Raw genomic sequence first — 20,176 nt, 5'->3', positions numbered from 1 at the left:
ACCCATGAGATTATCTTTATTGACCAATTTTTTAGAGGAATATGCACCGCTGAATTATCAGGAGGATTATGACAATTCGGGACTGCTGGTGGGGAATGCAGATTTGGATGTAGTTGGTGCATTGGTGGCACTGGATTGCACAGAAGAAATTGTGGATGAAGCAATAGCTTTAAACTGTAATTTGATCATTACGCACCACCCTATTTTATTTAAGGGTCTAAAGAAGCTGAATGGTAAAAGTTATATTGAGCGGGTGGTGATCAAAGCCATTAAGCATAATATTGCCTTATATGCCGTACATACCAATCTTGACCACGTATACAATGGTGTAAATGGAATGATTTGCAAGAAATTGGGTTTAAAAAATCCAAGAATACTGAGCCCTAAGAAAAGCTTGTTAAAGAAACTCGTCACTTTTTGTCCTGTTGCCGAAGCGCCTGCGTTAAGAGAAGCGCTTTTTGATGCAGGTGCTGGAAAAATCTCTAACTACAGTGAATGTAGTTTCAACGCAGAGGGTACCGGAACATTTAATGGCAATGAGCAGTCTAATCCATTTGTTGGCCAAAAAGGGCAGCAACACCATGAACCGGAAATACGTATTGAGACCATTTTTATGGTGCAGGATGAGCGGAAGGTTTTGGTTGCTTTACTTGAAAATCATCCTTATGAAGAGGTGGCTTACGATATTTACGCCCTGGAAAATAAGTTTGATGCTGCAGGCGCAGGAATGGTAGGTTGGTTGGAGGAAGGCATGGAAGCCGGAGAATTTTTGAGGTTTGTGAAAGAAAAAATGCAGGTTAACGTGATCAGGCATACCAAACCCGGCGTAAAAAAAATCAAAAGAGTGGCGGTATGCGGGGGTTCGGGAAGTTTTTTACTCAAAGATGCCATCGCTTCGGGTGCAGATGCTTTTATCACGGCAGATTTTAAATACCACGAGTTCTTTGATGCGGAGCAAAAATTAATGATTACAGATATCGGACACTTTGAAAGTGAACAATTTACATCTCAGTTGTTGATAGATATTATTCGGGAAAAATTTCCTAACTTTGCAATCCGTTTAACGGAGCATAATACAAACCCAATAAATTATTTCTTTTAATGGAACAAACAGTAGAGCAGAAGCTTAAAGCTTTATACGAATTACAAACCCTTCACACAAAGATAGATAAGATACGTCAAATCCGTGGTGAATTACCAATGGAAGTGGCTGATTTGGAAGATGAGGTTGCAGGTTTAGAAACACGTATACAAAAATTCAAAGGAGAATTGGACGATACTGAAGATGCCATCGTAACTCGAAAAAACATGATTAAGGAAGCTCAGAACCTGATCAAGAAATATGAGACTCAGTTAAAAGATGTTAAAAACAACCGTGAGTACGATGCTTTGACTAAAGAAGTTGAAATACAATCATTGGATATTCAGGTTTCTGAGAAAAAAATCAGAGAGTTTGGTTTTGATATTACTAAAAAAACTGAAGTTTACGATAAGGCTTTAGCAGATCTTGAATCACGTAAGAATGATTTAGATATTAAAAAAGGCGAATTAGAAACCATTACTGCTGAAACTGAAAAAGATGAGCAAGGTTTAGCTAAAAAAGCAGAAAAAGCAGAAACGCTAATTGAAGAAAGGCTTTTAGTTGCTTACAATAGGTTAAGAAAAAATGCAAACAATGGTCTTGCTGTTGTAACCATTGAGCGGGATTCTTGTTCAGGATGTTTCAACCAGATTCCACCACAACGCCAGCTTGACGTTCGTCAGCGCAAAAAAGTGATTGTTTGTGAGCATTGCGGAAGAATTTTAGTTGATGAAGCATTGACCTTAGAACTGGCTAATGCCTAATAACTTATAAAGCTATAAATAAGAACGCCTGGGCAATTTGTCCAGGCGTTCTTATTTATAGCCATTTTGCTGAAGATTTATAAAGGGATTTAAAACTTATATACAAATGCATTAATGTGCATTCCTGCACCTACAGAGGCAAAAACTGCATATTGACCATCGTTAACTTTGTAGCCTCTCACCTGCTCTTTTAATACCAGGTCTAGCAACGTTGGGATGGTAGCTACAGAACTATTCCCTAGCCAGGAAATGGTCATTGGAACAAGATTCTCGGGAACAGTATCAAGATCATAAAGCTTAAAAAGGCGTTTCATGATGGCGTGGTCCATTTTTCCGTTAGCTTGATGGATGAAAACGGTCTTAACATCGTTGATGTCTATATGGGCCTTATCTAAGGCCTTTTTTACCACTTGGGGAACATTTAATACGGCGAACTCATATAGTTTCCTGCCGTTCATTTTCAGGTAAGCATTTCCGTTTGTTTCGTTGGGATTAGAGCTGGCACCCATCACCAGCAAGGAGCCAAAATTAGCCGCATAAGTTTGAGTTTTATGAGCGAGAAGCCCTATTGGCTCATCAGACTCTTTTGCTTCAAATATGGTGGCCCCAGCGCCGTCAGAAAAGATCATGCTGTCCCTGTCATGTCCGTCAATAATCCTCGACAGCGTTTCTGCGCCGATTACCAGGATAAGGTTTGCATCTCCGCTTTTGATAACGTAGTTGGCTTGAATGGCACCTTGTACCCAGCCAGGACAACCAAAAATGAGGTCATAAGCAACGCAGTCAGGGTTTAAGATATTTAGCTCTTTTTTTACTTTTGCTGCCAGGGCAGGCAATATATCCATCCTGTTGCTACCGGATTTTATATCCCCAAAGTTATGGCAGAAAATAATTTGATCTAATAATTCTTTGTCAATGCCCGCATCGTCAATTGCTCTTTGAGCAGCTATGGTAGCAATATTACTATTAACCAAAGCTTCATCTATGTACCTGCGTTCCGTGATTTCTGTTATTTCCGAAAACTTTTGGATAATTTCTGCATTTTCCTTTTCTATGATTAACCCATTTTCATAAAAAGTAGCACTTAAAAATGCATCACCAGAGATTACCTTTTCGGGAATATAACTCCCGGTACCTTTAATGACAGAATAGATTTGTTTATTAGTACTCATTTTGAACCGCATACCATTTGGGTATAGAGTATAAAATTAAGACTATTATGCCGAAAATAAAAATTTAAGAAAAGTCATCAATCAAAAAAACGAATAGTTCTTTAGGTCCATGTGCACCCAGAACAAGCGTCTTTTCTATGTCTGCCGTTCTGCTGGGGCCGGTAATGGTACTAATCGTACTCGGTATTTCTGCGCCATATTTATTTTTCAGCAATGAAAAACCGTCCTTCAAATCAAGCACAAGCTGGCCCATTCTGGCAATCACAATATGATAGTGCGGATAAATGCTAAGTCTTCTGCCTGCAGCACTTTTATTGGATACTAAGACAGAGCCGTTGCGGGCAATGAGTGCTTCACAAGAAGTTATACCTACTTCAGCGAGTTCAAAGTCTTTGTCTGTATGATAAAATGGAAATTCATACTGGGAGAGCATTTCCTGTAATTCAGGTTCCCAGCAGTAAATTTTTCTCCAGTTAAATTTATCAGCCAGTTCTAAAATGTTTTCTATAAACTCTATGCCGTCTTCGCAATAGATGAAATTGCCTGATACGGCGGATAACTGCTCCGCAAATAAGACTTCGAGCAGTTCAGTATTGGGTTTGTATAAGGGGCTTTCTTCCAGACTTGGATAAGGATTGTCTCTTTTTTCGAGGAGTGCTTTCCTGATCTTTTTGAGCATCAGCTCTTTTGAAGACACATTTTCTTTCATAACTACTGGATTTGCTGCCGTCCATAAGAACGGCAGCTCCAAATATTTAAATTAAGCTTCAGTCTGCGACGGGTTAACCGGAGCAGCCGGGTCTGTAGTAGCTTCTATTCCTTTGTGAACTAATCCTTCTGCAACAGGTTGTTGATCGCCCGTTCCATTCACAAATTCATCGTAGGTGGTACGGTTGTCAAAAGGACGTTTTCCTAACAGTTCTTCCAGGTCTGATTGGAAAAGGATTTCTTTTTCAATCAGTTTTTCAGCCAGTTTTTCCAGCCCTGCCCTGTTATCCGTCAATAAAGATTTCGTGCGCTCATAGGCATCGTTAATGATCTTACGTACTTCAACGTCAATCATTTCAGCAGTAGTGTCTGAATATGGCTTATTGAAATTATATTCATTGTTTGGGTCATGGAACGATACATTTCCAACCACAGGGCTCATACCATATATGGTTACCATTGAATAAGCTGTTTTAGTGATTCTTTCAAGGTCATTCTGTGCGCCGGTAGATATTTTACCAAAGAAGATATCTTCTGCTACACGGCCGCCGAGCGTCATACACATGCCATCTGTTAACTGCTCAATAGTATACAAGAAATGTTCTTTTGGAAGATATTGTGCGTAACCTAAAGCCGCTACACCACGGGGAACAATTGATACCTTAACCAATGGGTCTGCATGTTCCAAAAACCATCCGGCAATAGCATGTCCGGCTTCGTGGTAAGCAACAATCCGTTTTTCTTCAGGAGAGATGATTTTATTTTTTTTCTCCAGACCACCTATAACACGGTCAATAGCATCCTGGAAGTCCTGCATGTCTACGAATTCTTTGTTTTTGCGCGCGGCAATTAAGGCCGCTTCGTTACAAACATTCGCAATTTCTGCTCCGGCAAAACCTGGGGTTTGTGCAGATAGTTTCTTTGCATCTACAACCTCGTCTGTTTTAATCGGTTTCAAATGTACTTTAAAGATTTGCTCCCTACCTACCAAATCAGGTTTATCGATAGAAATCTGTCTGTCAAACCTTCCCGGGCGAAGCAATGCGCTATCCAATACATCCGGACGGTTGGTAGCAGCAAGAATGATGATTCCTGAATCAGTTCCGAAACCGTCCATTTCTACCAGCAGCTGATTTAGTGTGTTTTCACGCTCATCATTACCGCCCATCATACTGTTTTTTCCACGCGCACGACCAATAGCATCTACCTCATCAATAAAGATGATACAAGGGGCTTTATCTTTCGCTTGTTTAAACAAATCCCTTACACGCGATGCACCTACACCAACAAACATCTCTACGAAGTCTGATCCGGAAAGAGAGAAGAAAGGAACTTGTGCTTCTCCTGCTACGGCTTTGGCAAGCAAGGTTTTTCCTGTTCCCGGAGAACCTACTAAAAGTGCTCCTTTAGGAATTTTACCACCCAGGTTGGTATATTTTTTCGGGTTTTTAAGGAAATCAACAATCTCCATAATCTCTTGCTTCGCTTCTTCCAGTCCGGCAACATCATTGAAAGTTACGTTAACCTGGCTCTCTTTATCAAATAAAGTAGCCTTTGATTTGCCGATATTGAAAATTTGACCACCTGCGCCACCTGCGCCTCCGCCCATTCTGCGCATGATAAAGATCCAGAATGCAACCAGTATGATAAGCGGAAGGATTAAACTTCCTACCCATGACCATAAGGTATTCTGTCTGCTTTCTACAATAACCTCTACACGTTGGTTTTCAGGAAGATTCTTTTGTGATTCTTTAAGTTGTGCGTTTAATGCCTCAATAGTTCCTGCATTAAAATAGACGGTGGGCCCGCCTGCATTTCCAAAGCTGCTTTTGCCAACATAGGGTTTATACTTATCTTGTTTGATGCGGTCTTTCTTGATAAAAACGTCCGCACGAACAATATCTTCAGCTTTATAGGCAACTATTTTTTCCACATCGCCCGTTAAAAGCATTTGCGTTTCAAAAGTGCGGTATTGAATGGGCTTATTATTTTCCGTGCTAAAGAAAAGCTGCAATAAAAATAAACCTAATATAATGGCCGCATAAACCCAGAAAATATTGAATTTAGAGCCTTTTTGTGGTTTTTTTGGAATGTTTGGCATTCTTTTAAGCAGTTTCGGCTTAGTATTTTGGTTATCTTTCATCTTCAATTCAAAAATGTATTTGTATAAAATAATTAGGCACTTTGGTAAGAAGTGCTTTGAGCGTCGCCCCATAAATCTTCAATTCCATAGAAATCGCGCTTTTCGGTTTTAAATATATGAACTACAATGTCAAAATAATCTAAAATAATCCATTCTGCAGATTCCTGGCCTTCTTTCCTCCATGGGTTGGTTTGGGTATTTTTATATATTTCCTCCTCTACGCTATCAGCGATGGCTTTTACCTGCGTAGAGGAATCTGCGTTACAAATGACGAAATAATCTGAAACAGAACTGTTAAGTTCTCTTAAATCCAGGCGGACAATATCATTTCCTTTTTTTTCCTGAATGCCATGAATAGCGATTTCTGAGAGGTATGTGGAGAGGTTTACTATTTTCTTTTTTATCATTAAAATATTTTAGTTTTGATCATAACAACTATAAAATCAACACTTGCAAAATAACACTTTTTCAACATTATTTGTTGGCCAAAATCTTATAAAATTAACTGAGGTTGATTCTACCAATAACTTTATGAAGGCAATGGTGTCAAATTCCGAGCCATTACCCGAGGGAACTGTTATTATGGCAGAGAATCAATTTGCTGGAAGAGGGCAGCAAGGCAATGCCTGGCGGGTAGAGCCAGGTATGAACTTAACTTTTAGTTTGTTTTTAACACCAGGCTTTTTGACTCCTGCACAGCAGTTTTTGCTGAATATGTCTATCAGCTTAGCGGTATGTGAAGTACTGCAAAATTTAATGGGTGCTTTTGTGAAGATAAAGTGGCCAAATGACTTTTATTACCGAGATAAAAAAATAGGAGGAATGTTAATTGAGAATACCATTGCAGGGTTCCGGTACAAATCAGCCATAATTGGCATTGGATTAAATGTGAACCAAGAGCACTTTGATGTAGATTTAGCCCGGCGTGCTACTTCAGTTTACCAGATTTTACAGCAGAAATTTGACGTTCCGGAATTACTTTTAAATTTATGCGGGAGCATAGAAAAAGAATATTTAAAACTTAAATCTGCAAATTATAAATGCCTACAGTCTGCGTATCTTAAAAATCTTTACAGGTACAATGAGAAGGCTTTATATTTAGTTGATGGAAAAACTGTTGATGGACAAATTGAGGACGTTACTTTGGAAGGCTTGTTGGTGCTGCGATCGGCACATTCAGTTCAGCAATATGGTTTCAAAGAAATCGCTTTTGTGAATGTTGATTGATATTAATTTGAAAAGAATTGGTTCAATTGGGAATTGAAAAAAAAAAGTAACTTCACGGCTTTTTACATTTTGACGTAAAAGGCAACGAGCAATAATAATCAGTGTATAATAAAGCAGATCATGACTAAGATTAAAAATATTGGAGTGCTGACTTCCGGAGGAGATGCTCCTGGGATGAATGCTGCCATAAGGGCAGTGGTAAGGGCCGGAATTTATTATGATTTAAACGTAACAGGCATACTGAGGGGTTATGAGGGATTAATTCATGGTGATTTTATTGACATGGACAGGAAATCGGTAGCCAACATCATTCAACGTGGGGGAACTATTCTGAAAACCGCCAGAAGTGATGAGTTTAGAACAGCAGAGGGCAGAAAGAAAGCTTTTGAGCAGTTAAAGAAACATCATATTGACGCCTTAGTGGTTATTGGTGGTGATGGTACTTTTACGGGTGCAAATCTGTTTACCAATGAATATGATTTTCCAGTGGTAGGTTTGCCAGGAACAATAGATAATGATCTTGTTGGAACTGATTTTACCATTGGATATGATACCGCAATAAATACAGTGGTACATGCTGTGGATAAGATAAGGGATACGGCTGAATCCCATGACCGGTTATTTATTGTAGAAGTAATGGGGCGCGATTCTGGGTTGATCGCTTTAAGAAGCGGTATCGGTGTAGGTGCTGAGGCTATTTTGATTCCGGAAGCGAATATGGGTGTAGAAGGCTTGGTAACCAGGTTGGCATCTGGCCGTAAAGATAAATCTTCCAAAATTGTTATTGTAGCAGAGGGAGATGAAGTTGGCGGCGCTTTTAATGTTGGTGAGGTATTAAAGGAGCGTTTTCCTGCGTATGACATCAGGGTGTCTGTTTTGGGTCACATTCAAAGAGGGGGTAAGCCTAGTTGTATGGATAGGGTTTTGGCCAGTCGCTTTGGCGTTGCCGCTGTAGAAGGACTTGTTAATGGCCGTTCAGGAGAAATGGTTGGACAGGTAAACCGGGAAATTTTGTTTACACCATTTGATCATGCCATTAAGCATATAGATGCTGAAGAAGTAAGTCCGGCGTGGTTAAAGTTGGTAGAAATCTTATCATTATAAAAAATGACTGATGCATCTTGCTAATCATTAGTATTTTAATTACTTTTGCAGCCCCGCAAGCATAAAGCTCCGGGATCTATGTTGAATACATAAACTAAAAAACAAATGGCAACTAAAATCAGATTGCAAAGATTCGGTAAAAAAGGGAAACCTTTTTTCCACGTAGTGGTAGCGGATTCCCGTTCACCAAGAGATGGTAAATTTATTGAGCGTTTAGGTTCTTACAACCCAAATACCAATCCTGCTACTATCGAAATTAACTTTGAAAAAGCTTTAGACTGGGTAAACAAAGGTGCTGAACCTACAGATACTTGTCGTGCTATCCTTTCTTACAAAGGTGTTTTATACAAAAAACACTTAGAAGGTGGTGTTAAAAAAGGCGCTTTAACCGAAGAACAAGCAGCAACTAAATTTGCTGAGTGGTTGAGCTCAAAAGGAGAAAAAATTGAAGGCAAAAAAGACAATCTTGTTAAATCTAAGGATGAGGCAAAACAAATTGCGCTTGCTGCTGAATCTAAGAAAAATGCAGATCGCGCTGCCGCTCTGGCAATCAAAAATGCTCCTGTAGCAGAAGAGGTTGTTGAAGAGGAAGCTGTTGAAGAAGCTCCTGAAGCAGAAACTACTGCTGCAGTTGAAGAAACTCCAGCTGATGAAGCATCAGCAGAAGAAAAAGCATAATAATTGTTTTTTTAACATCAATAGCGAAGGTTATTCTTTTGAATTCCTTCGCTATTTTTATTTACAGTAAAAATGAAACAGGAAGAGGCATTCTATATAGGGTACATTACAAAAACTAAAGGGCTAAAAGGAGAACTTCAACTTTTCTTTGAATACGATGCGCCGGATTTGTTAGACCTTGATGTTGTTTTTGTAGAAACCACGGGTAAACTGGTGCCTTATTTTGTTTCTGCCTTTAAACTTCAAAACAATAGTACAGGGAACTTTTATTTCGATGATATAGACCATATAGATAAAGCACAGCCTTTAGTTAAAAAGAAGGTTTATTTGCCATTAAATAAGATGCCAGACAGAAGCGATGAGGATTTTCAATATACAGACTTAAAGGGTTTTGTGGTTTCGGACGAAAATCATGGTGAACTGGGCGAAATACTGGAAGTAAATGAATATCCTCAACAATTTGTAGCAACCATTTCCTATCAGGGCAAAGAAGTTTTATTTCCTTTAAACGAAGATATGATTGTAGAAATTGATGAGGATCAGAAAACGATGTTGGTTGAATTGCCTGATGGTTTGATCGACCTATACTTGTCAAATTAATCTTATCTTCGTCTATGCGTTTTGATATCATTTCCGTTTTACCTGATCTTCTGCAAAGTCCTTTTGCTCATTCCATATTACAGCGTGCGCAAAAAAAGGGAATTGCAGAAATTGTAGTCCATAACCTTAGGGATTATTCTGAGAATAAACAAAAGAGTGTGGACGATTATCCTTACGGAGGTGGAAGCGGGATGGTGATGTCTATTGCGCCATTTGCAAAATGTATTGAATCCTTAAAGCAGGAACGGGAGTACGACGAAATCATTTTCATGAGCCCTGATGGGGTTACACTTAACCAGTCTATTGCAAATGAGCTTTCAGGAAAAGGAAATGTGATGATCCTCTGCGGACATTATAAAGGAATTGACCAGCGCATCAGGGATTTATTTGTAACCCGCGAAATATCTATTGGCGATTATGTCCTTTCTGGTGGAGAATTACCTGCAGCAGTTTTGGTGGATGCAATAATCAGGTTGATTCCTGGTGTTATAGGCGATGAGACTTCTGCCTTATCTGATAGTTTCCAGGGAGAATTACTTGATGCCCCTGTATACACACGTCCGGCAGACTGGAACGGGCATAAAGTTCCTGATATATTATTGAGCGGCCACGAGGCTAAAATCAATGAATGGCGACATGAACAAGCGCTTGACAGAACTAAACAAAGAAGGCCTGATCTCTTAGATTAACTGTCCTTACTGAGCAGTATTATAATCTTTTCTTTATCTTTTATCTGATCTTTCAGTGCAGATACCATTTCCCTGCAATTTTTAAGGTTGCCTTTCAAGTCGCTATATTTAGCTTCTTCCTCTGATAGCATAGGGTAGGTGTCGTTGTTGCCATAGTTAACTACGCTATCAGACTTAAACAGCATCGCAGGATGCACCTCTAAAACCTTCGCCATTAATATCAAGTCTTTATATTTCAAAGTTTCCTTATTTAGGCTAAGCTTTAGCCCGTCAAAAGTTTTCGACATTTCTTTTGACAGCCAGGTTAAAGATCTGTTTTTACTTAATAATAAATCATCAACAATACTTTTTAAAGCCATAGAATAATTGGTAAATCTGGTAAAAACAATAAAAATAATATGTATATTAGCCTTAATATTGTGTGTGTTGGCAATATATTGTGATAAAAATAGATAAAATTTTAAATTAACCGATGAACACGAATGGAAAATGCAGAAAAAAAGTATAGAATTAATGAATGTTTAGACCTTCTTACCATCAAGGAGCACCGTTTTGCAATGAGGATGATTCCCGAGATTCTAAATATAGCGCCTAATACTTTCCATAATTACCGAAGCATAGAAATAGGTGATAAGCAAGATATTCCTTACGAAAAAGTAAAGATGATGGAAATTTTATTTGAGCTCGAGTCTGGAGGCCTTCAGAATTTTAAGCTTACTGGAATAAGTCTTAAAGCAATGGCAAAGCAGTGAAAAGCCTGGGAATGCTTACATGCCCCGATCATTAATTTTAGCACCAAAATGTGGAAAATTAAAATAATGTGGAAAAAAACGAAATTCACTTTTTTTTTTGAAAAAATATTCCTAATATTGCAGTCCGATTTTAAACAACAAAAAGTCGGCTTAATAGCTTAATATCATGGATTTAGTAAAATTTGTTGAAGAGCAGGTAATCGCAAAAAATGAGTTTCCTGCATTCAAATCAGGAGATACAGTTAGTGTTCACTATAAAATACGTGAAGGTAACAAAGAACGTATTCAAATTTATCAAGGTGTAGTACTGCAACGTAACAGTACAGGTGCTAGCGAAACTTTTACAGTTCGTAAAATGTCTAACGGTGTTGGTGTGGAACGTATTTTCCCTATCAACTCTCCAAACATTGACAAAGTAGAAGTAAACAGCCACGGTAAAGTACGCAGGTCGAAATTATTCTACCTACGTGAACTAACTGGTAAAGCTGCTCGTATCAAGTCAAAAAGGGTTTAATTTACCTGTCGATATACGAACCTCACTGATGATATCAGTGGGGTTTTTTTGTTGGCCTAAATTATTTAAAACCAGGTACAAAAAAAAGCGGCCATTTCTGACCGCTTGTCCTTTTTATAAGTTATACTTCGCTAGGATAGTTCTCCAAGAACTGTAATTCCGCCTTTTACTACCTGATTTAACTGTAGGTCTACCTTCGTTCCCAGAGGTAAAAAGAGATCTACTCTAGAGCCGAATTTAATAAATCCAAATTCCTTGCCCTGCTCTACGGCGTCACCTTCTTTAACATACCATACAATACGCCTGGCTAATGCGCCGGCAATTTGCCTGTAAAGTATTGCTGTGCCATTTTCATGCTCTACAACAACGGTTGTACGCTCGTTCTCTGTAGATGATTTCGGATTCCATGCCGCCAGGTATTTTCCCGGATGATATTTGAAAAACTTTACGATACCAGAAATAGGATTTCTATTGATATGCACATTTACTGGTGACATGAATATAGAAACCTGCAGTCTTTTATCTTTAAAATATTCGCCCTCTTCTGTTTCTTCTATAACAACCACTTTACCATCTGCAGGGCAAATAATCTGATTATGAGATAGCGTAAATGATCTGGATGGATTCCTGAAAAACTGTAGTACCGTTACAAATAACACCAGAGAAAGGAGATAAACAAAATAACGAAGCCAGGTAATGTCAGCAAATTTATAATCTATTACAGCGTTTACAATAAAAATAAACAGTACAGATACTGCGATAGTGGTATAGCCCTCTTTATGGATGGTCATTGATTTAAATGTTTGTTAGCTGCAAAAATGTGAAAAATTATTTAAAGAATAGCGCGGTATATTTCTTTCAGATTTCTACCCAGACCATTATAGTCTAGCCCATAGCCTACTACAAAATCGTTCGGAATTTCAAATCCTGTATATTGTAGTTCCTCAACGGGAGCGCGCAGTGCTGCGGGCTTATACAGCAGGCTACAAACTTTTACTGATGCGGGCTTTTGCAGGTAAACTTGATCAATGATGTGTTTTATGGTGATTCCAGTATCCACAATATCTTCAACGATGATCACATCCCGGTTACCCAGGTTTTCAGGAAGGCCTATCACTTCTTTAATTGTTCCTATGCTTTCAGTTCCCCTATAAGAAGATACCTTAATAAATTCCACCTCACAGGGCACTTCAATTTCCTTAAGCAAATCGCCCATGAAGATAAAACTGCCATTAAGTACGCCAATAAATACAGGGCAGCGGTCTTCATAATCTACGTTGAGCTGAATGCCAATCAAACGAATCCTTTTGTTAATCGTTTCATTCTCCATTAAAAGCTCAAATTTTTTATCGGCAATTTGGATGGTGTTCATACTTATGCGCCTAGTTTGCTTTGCTTTTCCATCTCCTTTTGTTTGCGCTTTTCTTCTCTGCGTTCCTGTCTCAATTGCTTTTTGCTCTTTGTGGTATCCGGTCGTACAGATGAATTTGTGGTATCCTTTTTACCAAAAATCCTGTCAAACAAATTTTTAGATTCATCCTGAGTTTGTATGGCGGGCATCTCTTCATCATCAAACCCACTTGTATCCACAGGTGTAGAATCAGGAAGCAGGTATTGTCTCAGCCCTTCCCTCAGCCTCACATTATAAAAGCCATAGCCATTGGTATCAACAGGGGTAAGCCCCCTGCGCGCCATAATATTGCCCATATATTTAAAGTATGGATATAGATAGTCTTTTAAGCCACCATCACCTCTAAACTTATAGAGTGCAATTTTTGGCCGCGGTACAATGTTGGCAAAAAAGATGCCTTCTCCAATGGTTAGGTCAGCCGGATTTTTACTAAAATAATGTCTGGATGCTTCGCCAATTCCATATACATTTTGGCCCATTTCAATAATATTGCAATACACTTCCAGCATTCTTTGCTTACTGATCAGTCTGTTGTTTTCGATTAGCCAGACAATCAGAATCTCTTCTGCCTTACGTGCAAGTGTTTTCTTGCGACTTAAAAACACATTTTTTACCAATTGCATAGAGATTGTACTGCCGCCTCTTACAAACTTTTTCTCTTTTAAATTTACTGCAAAAGACCTCCGGATAGACTCCTGTACAAAGCCTTTATGGGTAAAAAATGAGGGGTCTTCTGAGGTTAACACTGCATTTTTAAAATTTGACGAGATCTGCGACAAAGGTGTGAAATTGGGATTAGAAGGGCCAATGGTGATGTCGCGCATTGGTTTTCCGTATTCATAAGGGGTATATACAAAACTGCTGTTGATTTTCTGGAGGTTTGTTTTTCCCCATTTCAATATCTTCAGGTTTGAAGGGGTAAGGGAAGAGTTGAACTGTACGCTGTCTGGGATTGAGCTATCCAGGTAAAAGTTTAAATCATATTTTACCTTGCCACTTACCTTTAAGCCCTCCAGGGATTCAAATAGTCCCTGCGGAAAAGCATTTAAAAGATTCTGGGCCTCTTGCTCCGCCGCGTGAAGCTTAACCTCATAGATTTTGTTAGGCGAAAGTGTATATTTTAAATAAGGATGAAGCTCTGCCTGCCTCAAAAATATAGTTGAAGTGCTGTCCAGTGCAATGTAATTTTTTCCTACCAGCAAGTCGGCATCAATTTTAGCGTCCGGTACAACAATGTCATTTGATGCAATTTTGGGGTGGTTAATGAGCAGGTTTTTTACAGACCAGGATCCTGTTATTTTAAAATCGCTGCCGCTGTACTCCGCACTTTTCATTTCGGTTCTAATGGTATCGAAATTAAGTTTTACGTGCATCTTCCTTTCCAAAAATGGCAATTCAACTTTTTTGCCATCGGCAAAAAACAACACATCCATCTGTTTTTTGCCTGGCTTAACGGTTCCGTTTAAATGCCAGGTTGATTCGTTTCCATTTACAAGAATGGTAGATTTTAAATCACCGTCATCAATAGTTGCCGTTGTGGTTAGCAGTTTTAACTGAGCTGTGTCATTGTCATTAAGCTGAAACGTCAGGTTTTTGATCTCCATGTTATCGGGGATTTTATACAAAATCTGGTTTAGCACCCTTTCTGCTAAATCACTAAGTTCCAGCTTGGAATTGGTTTCAGTACTGTCTTTCTTTTTTCGTTTTAGTATGAAATCAAGATTTGTTAAAGAATCTTTTAATACCACATTCATTTTTCCTGAATTCAGGTTGATCTCGGAGAGTTTTACATTTCCAAAAGTAAGAGGCAATAGCTTTACGCCTATGGTAAGGTCTGCTATAGTGGTTAAGGTATCTCTGTCTTTTGGCACCACACTAATGGCGGTCATATGAACGGTGCTCAATCCGCTAAAGTTGGCCGATCCAATTTTTACATCAAGGCCATAGTCCCTCTTTGCTTTGGCAATGGCTTTAGCCATCATTTGCCTTAACAGGTTTTCCCTTTTGCTATATGCAATGCTGCCCATAATGAGAAAAACTACCGTTAGAGCGCCTATAATCCAGATTCCGATTTTTATATACTTTTTGGGGACTGTTATTTTTGGGAATTGCATGCTGTAAAATAGATGTTTATAACCTGAAACGTTAATTCCAAATGTTTATTTCGTGTTAAAATTACGCTTAAAAAGCCTAAAATCAATTAATTGTGCCTCGGTTTTGTTAATTTTGGATAATGATAATTAGCAACGAACAAGTTTTAGCAGCCCTAAGAAATGTGGAAGACCCTGATCTTAAAAAAGATCTGGTTACACTCAACATGATCAAAGACCTAAAAATTGAAGATAAAAAAATATCCTTTACACTTGAATTGACTACACCTGCATGTCCTTTAAAAGACATGCTCAAAAACGCCTGCTTTAACGCAATTAAGCATTTTGTAGATCAGGAAGCAGAAATTCAAATTAACATTACGTCAAGGGTAACTAAACCAGTTGATACTACGCAATTGAATAACATCAAAAACATCATTTTAGTTTCTTCAGGAAAAGGAGGAGTTGGAAAATCTACAGTGGCAAGTAACCTGGCCGTCTCTTTGGCTGCAGATGGTGCTAAAACCGGATTAATAGATGCTGATATTTACGGACCTTCGGTACCCATCATGTTTGGGTTAAACGGAGCCAAGCCAAGTGCAAGAGAAACAGCAGGGGGCAAGACTTTAATTCTTCCAATTGAAAAGTTTGGCGTCAAGTTGCTTTCGCTGGGTTTCTTTTCCGATCCGGATCAACCCGTGCCATGGCGTGGGCCTATGGCTTCTAATGCCATAAAACAGCTGTTTAATGATGCAGACTGGGGAGAGTTGGATTATCTTATTGTAGACCTTCCACCGGGAACTGGCGATATTCACATTACCATTACCCAAAGCTTTCCTATTTCCGGAGCTGTTATTGTAACTACACCTCAGCAGGTAGCTTTGGCAGATACCAGAAAAGGCCTTGCCATGTTTAAAATGCCTGGCATTAACATTCCTGTATTGGGGGTTATTGAAAATATGGCCTATTTTACTCCTGAGGAGCTACCGGATAATAAATATTATATTTTTGGCAAAAATGGCGGAAGGGAACTGGCTGAATCTTTCCAGGTGCCATTTTTAGGAGAAATTCCAATTGTGCAGGGTATTACCGAAGCAGGAGATCGTGGTACACCTATTGCTTTAGACAGAGCAAATAAAACTGCGATCGCTTTTGCGGAGATCGCAGGAAGGATAGCACAGCAAGTAGCCGTTAATAATGCGCAAGCGGTTAATTGCTAAAAAATTTGTATTTTTATATTTTAAAACCAAGAAATGAATCTAACAGAAAGAGTTGAGCAAGCTTTGGAAACCATAAGGCCATATTTAATGGCCGATGGGGGAGATGTTGCTATAGAAGAGATTACAGCGGAAAATGTTGTTAAATTGAAGTTATTGGGTAACTGCGGATCTTGTAAAATGAGTTTTATGACGATGAAGGCAGGAATAGAACAAGCAATTGTGAAAGCAGTGCCGGAAATTACTGGCGTTGTAGCCATTAACCTCACAGAGACGGTTTAAATATTTAACAATATTTAACTGCCTGCTGGTGTATTAACCAATACATTTGTGGTATGAAGTACAACCTAACCCTGATATTACTTCTTATTGTAACGGGGGTATTTGCACAACAGATACCTACAGGGAACAGGCTTGTCCAATTTTCGGGCGTAATTACGGATGTAGACAGCAACAATGTTGTACCGTATGTTACCATTACAAATCTTTCTAACAAGGGGCAGATGTATGCGGCCAATTATAAAGGCTATTTTTCCTTTATTGCCCATCCTGGAGATAGTTTATTGTATACTGCTGTTGGTTATTCAAAAACTACCGTAGTAATACCTGCAGGGCTGAAAGAAGATCGGTTTACCGTAATGGTAAAGTTAAAACTGGAGATCAATTATCTTCCGGCAGTGCGTGTTTATCCATGGGCAACAACAGAAGATTTTACCAAAGATTTTTTAGCCATGAAGATTGCAGATGATGATGTAGAAATTGCCAGGAAAAACCTCTCAGGACAAAGCATCAGGACTATGGGCCAAACGTTATCCAGAGATGCCGGAGAAATTTCTAACATCAACTGGCGTTTAAATCACGATAGGGCGCTAAATAAAAACATGGTACAAACCAATCCCCTGTTAAACCCATTTGCATGGGGCAGATTAATGGAGCAAATATTTAGCGGAGACAAAACGCGTCAGGAAAACAATTAATTTGCGCAGTTTACCTTTTCTTGTTCTGCTGCGGAAACTTCATTTTATAATCCGTTTTTACATTTCCTTTTGAGATCCCGTCCAACTTGGATTTTAGCATCCTCTTACGCAGTAAACTTAAAGTGTCTGTAAATAACTTACCTTCAATGTGGTCGTATTCATGTTGTATTACACGGGCAGGCATACCTGTAACCTCATCCTCATGTAAGATCCAGTTCTCATCATAATAGCGGATCAGGACATTAGGTTTCCTAAATACATCTTCCCTAACATCAGGAATACTTAAGCAGCCCTCGTTAAATGCCCAGGGCTCACCAGTTTCATCCAGAATCTCTGCGTTAATAAAAACCTTTTTATAACCATTATTGCCATCCTCATCTTCGCCTGTATCTACAATGAAAAGACGTATAGGCAATCCAATTTGCGGTGCGGCCAAACCAACGCCACTGGCAGCATACATCGTATCAAACATATTACTGATCAGCTGATTCAATTCAGGATAGTTTTTATCGATGTCGGTGCACACTTTTCTTAAAACAGGGTCGCCGTAGGCTACAATTGGTAACTTCATGATGCAAAAGTACAAATATTACAATAAAGGATAAAACGTTAAGGAGCTTAGATTTCTTTCATCAAAGGTTTCTTCAGCTATTTGAGCAATCTCGGTTGGCGTAACGGCATTGATCTTTTTAAATACAGTATCCAGGTCATCAATCTTATCATATTCTATAAGACTTTTAGCCATAGAAATGATCAGGCCAATGCGGTTTTCCTCTCCCAGGGCAATTTGCCCAATGAATTTATTTTTGGCCTTCTGTAGCTGCAATTCCGTTAAAGGGTGTTCCCGAAGTTTTTTCATTTCTTTAAAAATCAAGCTTAGGGCCTTATCAGCTTTTTCTTTATCTGTGCCAAAATAGAGGGTAAAGATCCCGGTATCCGTAAGCGGGCTAAAATTAGACTCAATGGTGTACGCAATACCATGTTTCTCTCTAATCTGCAGGTTCAATACAGAGCTCATGCCGGTTCCTCCAAAATGATTGTTCAATAGCAGTAGTCCGGTTTTAAAAGGGTGGTGCAGAGAATAAGATTGCATCCCCAGAACAGTATGAGATTGCGTAATTGATTTTTTACTTTCTATAGTAAACTTTTCCTGTTTTACGGGAGAGAGGCGTTTTGCCTGGTATAGGTTTTCAGGAATTTCAGCGTAATATTTGCTGCCAATTTTAATCAGGTTCTGCAAACTGTAATTTCCAATTACAGCAATTACCATTTTATCGGTATGGTAATTCTCAGCAATAAATTGTTTCACATCCTGCTGAGTAAGGGATTCTACAGATTCAGCCGTTCCTAAAATATTTCTGCCCAATGTATGTCCGGCAAAAACAAGATCTTCAAAATCGTCGTATATGGCCTCCTCTGGCTGGTCCTGATAAGAGGTTATTTCATCAAGAATTACCCCTTTTTCTTTATCTATCTCCTCTTCTGGAAAGGTAGAATGAAAAACGATATCATTAAATAGTTCTAATGTTCTATCAAGGTAAGGATTTAAAAAAGAAGCATGGATACAGGTATATTCCTTTGTAGTGTATGCATTTAAATCTGCACCCACACTTTCCAGCCTGTTTAAAATTTGGTTGGTGCTTCTTTTCTCTGTGCGTTTAAATACCATGTGCTCAATAAAATGAGCAAGGCCAGATTGGTCTTCTTTTTCGTCTCTTGAACCTGCGTTGATAATGATACAGGCATGAGAGATAGAAAATTCAGAAGGTACATGAAGTAAGCGAATGCCATTTGGCAAAGTGTGAACATTGTATTCCATTGAGTTGCAAAGATACAGAATCGTTTCGCTAAGCGATTGTCATATCTTAATATCCACTACTAGCGCCACCTCCGCCAAAGCTGCCCCCGCCAAACTTGTCGGCACCCGGAGCTGATGTGCCTGAAAATGTTTCTGTGATAAATAGCGACTCTACATTTATTTTATCCATGAGCCTTCCTTCATTAAGGTCTGCTGTGGTGAAGCCCTTTCTGGGTGATTTCAGATATTTCCTTACCGCTACTGCCAGGGCAAGGAATACAAAACCAGCAATCGTTAAAGTTACTTCAATAGGTGCAACATGGTAATAAGCTTTAAATGTAAATACCGCAGCAGCGACAAGAAATAAGCCTGTACGCAGTAATATTACATCTTTTTTACGCAGTCCCAGTCCAATATACATCAGAGGGATTCCTAAGGTCCATATCCAGAAGAATAGCGAAAAAGGAATCGCTGCAGGACTGGTTTCGCTAGTACCATATAATTCGTTACCCAATGCCTGTACCATATAATAATTTCCAGCTGCGTACATGGTTACCAGGCTAAGTGCTTGAAGTAACACCAGACTGTTGTGGTGATATTTTGCTTTTTTGTTCGGTATAACTTTTTTACACAAGAACCAAGCACCAAAAGAGAGGATAATTAATGCAAAAGGCAGGGTTTGCGCGCCGAAACTTCCCGTTTTATACCAGGCCACAGCAAGAAAGGCGAGGGCGGCGAGGTAGCCGATTGCGGCCGTTAGCATGCCAGTAAAGCGGAGGGTATAGAAAAGGCATAGTACCGTAATAAAAGCAGATAAGCCCAAGGCATAATTGGTACCATTGGCAGCATCAGAACCTTCGGTAGCCCAGAGCCATGCTGTAACCAGCAATCCGCCCGATATCCATATCAGGGCATTGTCTACCCCAGAGTTATAATGTTTGCGTGATTTGACTAGCAGCTCCAGCGCTATATAAGCGCATAGCCCAAGAAAAGCGATAAAACCAGGCGTGTTGGCCATGCGAGAATCATAGACAAAGAGCGTAAACAATCCCGAAGAAAAAGACACGATGATGCAGGTAAGTATAAATAGCCCCACGCTCATAAAAATATTAGGGCAGTAGAGGTCTACCGGGTAAGCTGCAACTACTGCTTTAAGTTCTTCGGCCGACAAATTTCCCATCTGATTTGCCTCCTCCACCTGTTGCTGAATGATCAGGTTATCAAGGCTTATTTTAGTGTATATGAGCATCT

23 protein-coding genes are annotated in these 20,176 nt (G+C 39.2%); 12 read left to right on the top strand and 11 right to left on the bottom strand.

What is annotated here, in order from left to right:
- The first annotated feature begins 4 nt into the window (after positions 1-4).
- Together LPB86_RS03520 and LPB86_RS03515 are read left to right on the top strand one after the other, a co-directional pair.
- Positions 5-1,102: a Nif3-like dinuclear metal center hexameric protein gene (locus LPB86_RS03520; RefSeq protein ID WP_230641160.1), complete on the top strand. Its 1,098-nt coding sequence runs from the start codon at positions 5-7 to the stop codon at positions 1,100-1,102.
- A complete protein-coding gene (locus LPB86_RS03515; RefSeq protein ID WP_230641159.1) occupies positions 1,102-1,845 on the top strand; it encodes a zinc ribbon domain-containing protein in 744 nt (247 codons plus the stop codon). Before LPB86_RS03520 ends, LPB86_RS03515 begins: the two co-directional genes overlap by 1 nt.
- Before the next feature lie 89 nt (positions 1,846-1,934).
- Here LPB86_RS03515 and LPB86_RS03510 read toward each other — a convergent pair whose 3' ends face one another.
- From LPB86_RS03510 to rsfS, 4 genes are all read right to left on the bottom strand, one after another.
- Positions 1,935-3,017 (bottom strand): 3-oxoacyl-ACP synthase III family protein, encoded by a 1,083-nt coding sequence (locus LPB86_RS03510; protein WP_230641158.1) that lies wholly within the window; start codon positions 3,015-3,017, stop codon positions 1,935-1,937.
- A 64-nt stretch (positions 3,018-3,081) separates the two neighbouring features.
- Positions 3,082-3,726, bottom strand: a complete 645-nt coding sequence (locus LPB86_RS03505) for a lactate utilization protein (protein WP_230641157.1) — start codon at positions 3,724-3,726, stop codon at positions 3,082-3,084.
- A 51-nt stretch (positions 3,727-3,777) separates the two neighbouring features.
- Positions 3,778-5,868 (bottom strand): ATP-dependent zinc metalloprotease FtsH, encoded by a 2,091-nt coding sequence (gene ftsH / locus LPB86_RS03500; RefSeq protein WP_230641156.1) that lies wholly within the window; start codon positions 5,866-5,868, stop codon positions 3,778-3,780.
- Positions 5,869-5,900: 32 nt separating this feature from the next.
- On the bottom strand, positions 5,901-6,275 hold the full coding sequence (gene rsfS / locus LPB86_RS03495) for a ribosome silencing factor (RefSeq protein ID WP_230641155.1): 375 nt from the start codon (positions 6,273-6,275) through the stop codon (positions 5,901-5,903).
- Between the two features lie 43 nt (positions 6,276-6,318).
- Between rsfS and LPB86_RS03490 the strand changes: the two genes are divergently transcribed.
- The 5 genes from LPB86_RS03490 to trmD all read left to right on the top strand — a co-directional run bounded on the left by LPB86_RS03490 (position 6,319) and on the right by trmD (position 10,166).
- Positions 6,319-7,095, top strand: a complete 777-nt coding sequence (locus LPB86_RS03490; protein ID WP_255695478.1) for a biotin--[acetyl-CoA-carboxylase] ligase — start codon at positions 6,319-6,321, stop codon at positions 7,093-7,095.
- A 120-nt stretch (positions 7,096-7,215) separates the two neighbouring features.
- Positions 7,216-8,199, top strand: coding sequence for a 6-phosphofructokinase (gene pfkA, locus LPB86_RS03485; RefSeq protein WP_230641153.1), 984 nt, complete (start codon positions 7,216-7,218; stop codon positions 8,197-8,199).
- A 105-nt stretch (positions 8,200-8,304) separates the two neighbouring features.
- Positions 8,305-8,877: a 30S ribosomal protein S16 gene (locus LPB86_RS03480; RefSeq protein ID WP_230641152.1), complete on the top strand. Its 573-nt coding sequence runs from the start codon at positions 8,305-8,307 to the stop codon at positions 8,875-8,877.
- A gap of 72 nt (positions 8,878-8,949) precedes the next feature.
- Entirely contained in the window at positions 8,950-9,477 is a 528-nt protein-coding gene (rimM, locus tag LPB86_RS03475; RefSeq protein WP_230641151.1) for a ribosome maturation factor RimM, read from the top strand.
- Between the two features lie 14 nt (positions 9,478-9,491).
- Positions 9,492-10,166, top strand: a complete 675-nt coding sequence (gene trmD, locus LPB86_RS03470; RefSeq protein WP_230641150.1) for a tRNA (guanosine(37)-N1)-methyltransferase TrmD — start codon at positions 9,492-9,494, stop codon at positions 10,164-10,166.
- On the opposite strand, the gene LPB86_RS03465 is transcribed toward trmD, so the two are convergent.
- Positions 10,163-10,525 carry a hypothetical protein gene (locus tag LPB86_RS03465; RefSeq protein ID WP_230641149.1) on the bottom strand — a complete coding sequence of 121 codons (363 nt, stop codon included), beginning with the start codon at positions 10,523-10,525 and terminating at the stop codon, positions 10,163-10,165. The genes trmD and LPB86_RS03465 overlap by 4 nt on opposite strands.
- A gap of 123 nt (positions 10,526-10,648) precedes the next feature.
- Between LPB86_RS03465 and LPB86_RS03460 the strand changes: the two genes are divergently transcribed.
- A complete protein-coding gene (locus LPB86_RS03460) occupies positions 10,649-10,918 on the top strand; it encodes a hypothetical protein (protein ID WP_230641148.1) in 270 nt (89 codons plus the stop codon).
- A 166-nt stretch (positions 10,919-11,084) separates the two neighbouring features.
- Entirely contained in the window at positions 11,085-11,432 is a 348-nt protein-coding gene (gene rplS / locus LPB86_RS03455) for a 50S ribosomal protein L19 (protein ID WP_255695477.1), read from the top strand.
- A 131-nt stretch (positions 11,433-11,563) separates the two neighbouring features.
- Here rplS and LPB86_RS03450 read toward each other — a convergent pair whose 3' ends face one another.
- From LPB86_RS03450 to LPB86_RS03440, 3 genes are read right to left on the bottom strand one after another with little or no spacing between them, the layout of a single operon-like run.
- On the bottom strand, positions 11,564-12,223 hold the full coding sequence (locus LPB86_RS03450; protein WP_230641147.1) for a phosphatidylserine decarboxylase family protein: 660 nt from the start codon (positions 12,221-12,223) through the stop codon (positions 11,564-11,566).
- 41 nt (positions 12,224-12,264) lie between these two features.
- Positions 12,265-12,804, bottom strand: a complete 540-nt coding sequence (gene hpt / locus LPB86_RS03445) for a hypoxanthine phosphoribosyltransferase (protein ID WP_230641146.1) — start codon at positions 12,802-12,804, stop codon at positions 12,265-12,267.
- Positions 12,805-12,806: 2 nt separating this feature from the next.
- Positions 12,807-14,957, bottom strand: coding sequence for a transglycosylase domain-containing protein (locus LPB86_RS03440; RefSeq protein ID WP_230641145.1), 2,151 nt, complete (start codon positions 14,955-14,957; stop codon positions 12,807-12,809).
- Positions 14,958-15,076: 119 nt separating this feature from the next.
- Here LPB86_RS03440 and LPB86_RS03435 point away from each other — a divergent pair, with 119 nt between their 5' ends.
- From LPB86_RS03435 to LPB86_RS03425, 3 genes are read left to right on the top strand one after another with little or no spacing between them, the layout of a single operon-like run.
- Positions 15,077-16,153: an Mrp/NBP35 family ATP-binding protein gene (locus LPB86_RS03435; protein WP_230641144.1), complete on the top strand. Its 1,077-nt coding sequence runs from the start codon at positions 15,077-15,079 to the stop codon at positions 16,151-16,153.
- Between the two features lie 33 nt (positions 16,154-16,186).
- Positions 16,187-16,432 (top strand): NifU family protein, encoded by a 246-nt coding sequence (locus tag LPB86_RS03430; protein ID WP_230641143.1) that lies wholly within the window; start codon positions 16,187-16,189, stop codon positions 16,430-16,432.
- Positions 16,433-16,485: 53 nt separating this feature from the next.
- Positions 16,486-17,127, top strand: coding sequence for a hypothetical protein (locus tag LPB86_RS03425; protein WP_230641142.1), 642 nt, complete (start codon positions 16,486-16,488; stop codon positions 17,125-17,127).
- Positions 17,128-17,137: 10 nt separating this feature from the next.
- Here LPB86_RS03425 and def read toward each other — a convergent pair whose 3' ends face one another.
- From def to LPB86_RS03410, 3 genes are read right to left on the bottom strand one after another with little or no spacing between them, the layout of a single operon-like run.
- Positions 17,138-17,698, bottom strand: coding sequence for a peptide deformylase (gene def, locus LPB86_RS03420; protein ID WP_230641141.1), 561 nt, complete (start codon positions 17,696-17,698; stop codon positions 17,138-17,140).
- Positions 17,699-17,716: 18 nt separating this feature from the next.
- A complete protein-coding gene (locus tag LPB86_RS03415) occupies positions 17,717-18,946 on the bottom strand; it encodes a pitrilysin family protein (protein ID WP_230641140.1) in 1,230 nt (409 codons plus the stop codon).
- A gap of 46 nt (positions 18,947-18,992) precedes the next feature.
- Positions 18,993-20,174, bottom strand: coding sequence for a hypothetical protein (locus LPB86_RS03410; protein ID WP_230641139.1), 1,182 nt, complete (start codon positions 20,172-20,174; stop codon positions 18,993-18,995).
- Positions 20,175-20,176 lie beyond the last annotated feature (2 nt).

The sequence above is a fragment of the Pedobacter sp. MC2016-14 genome, from assembly GCF_020991475.1.
Taxonomy (GTDB): Bacteria; Bacteroidota; Bacteroidia; order Sphingobacteriales; family Sphingobacteriaceae; genus Pedobacter.
The sequence above is the reverse complement of the archived record's forward strand: the minus strand, read 5'-3'. Positions and strand labels throughout refer to the sequence as shown.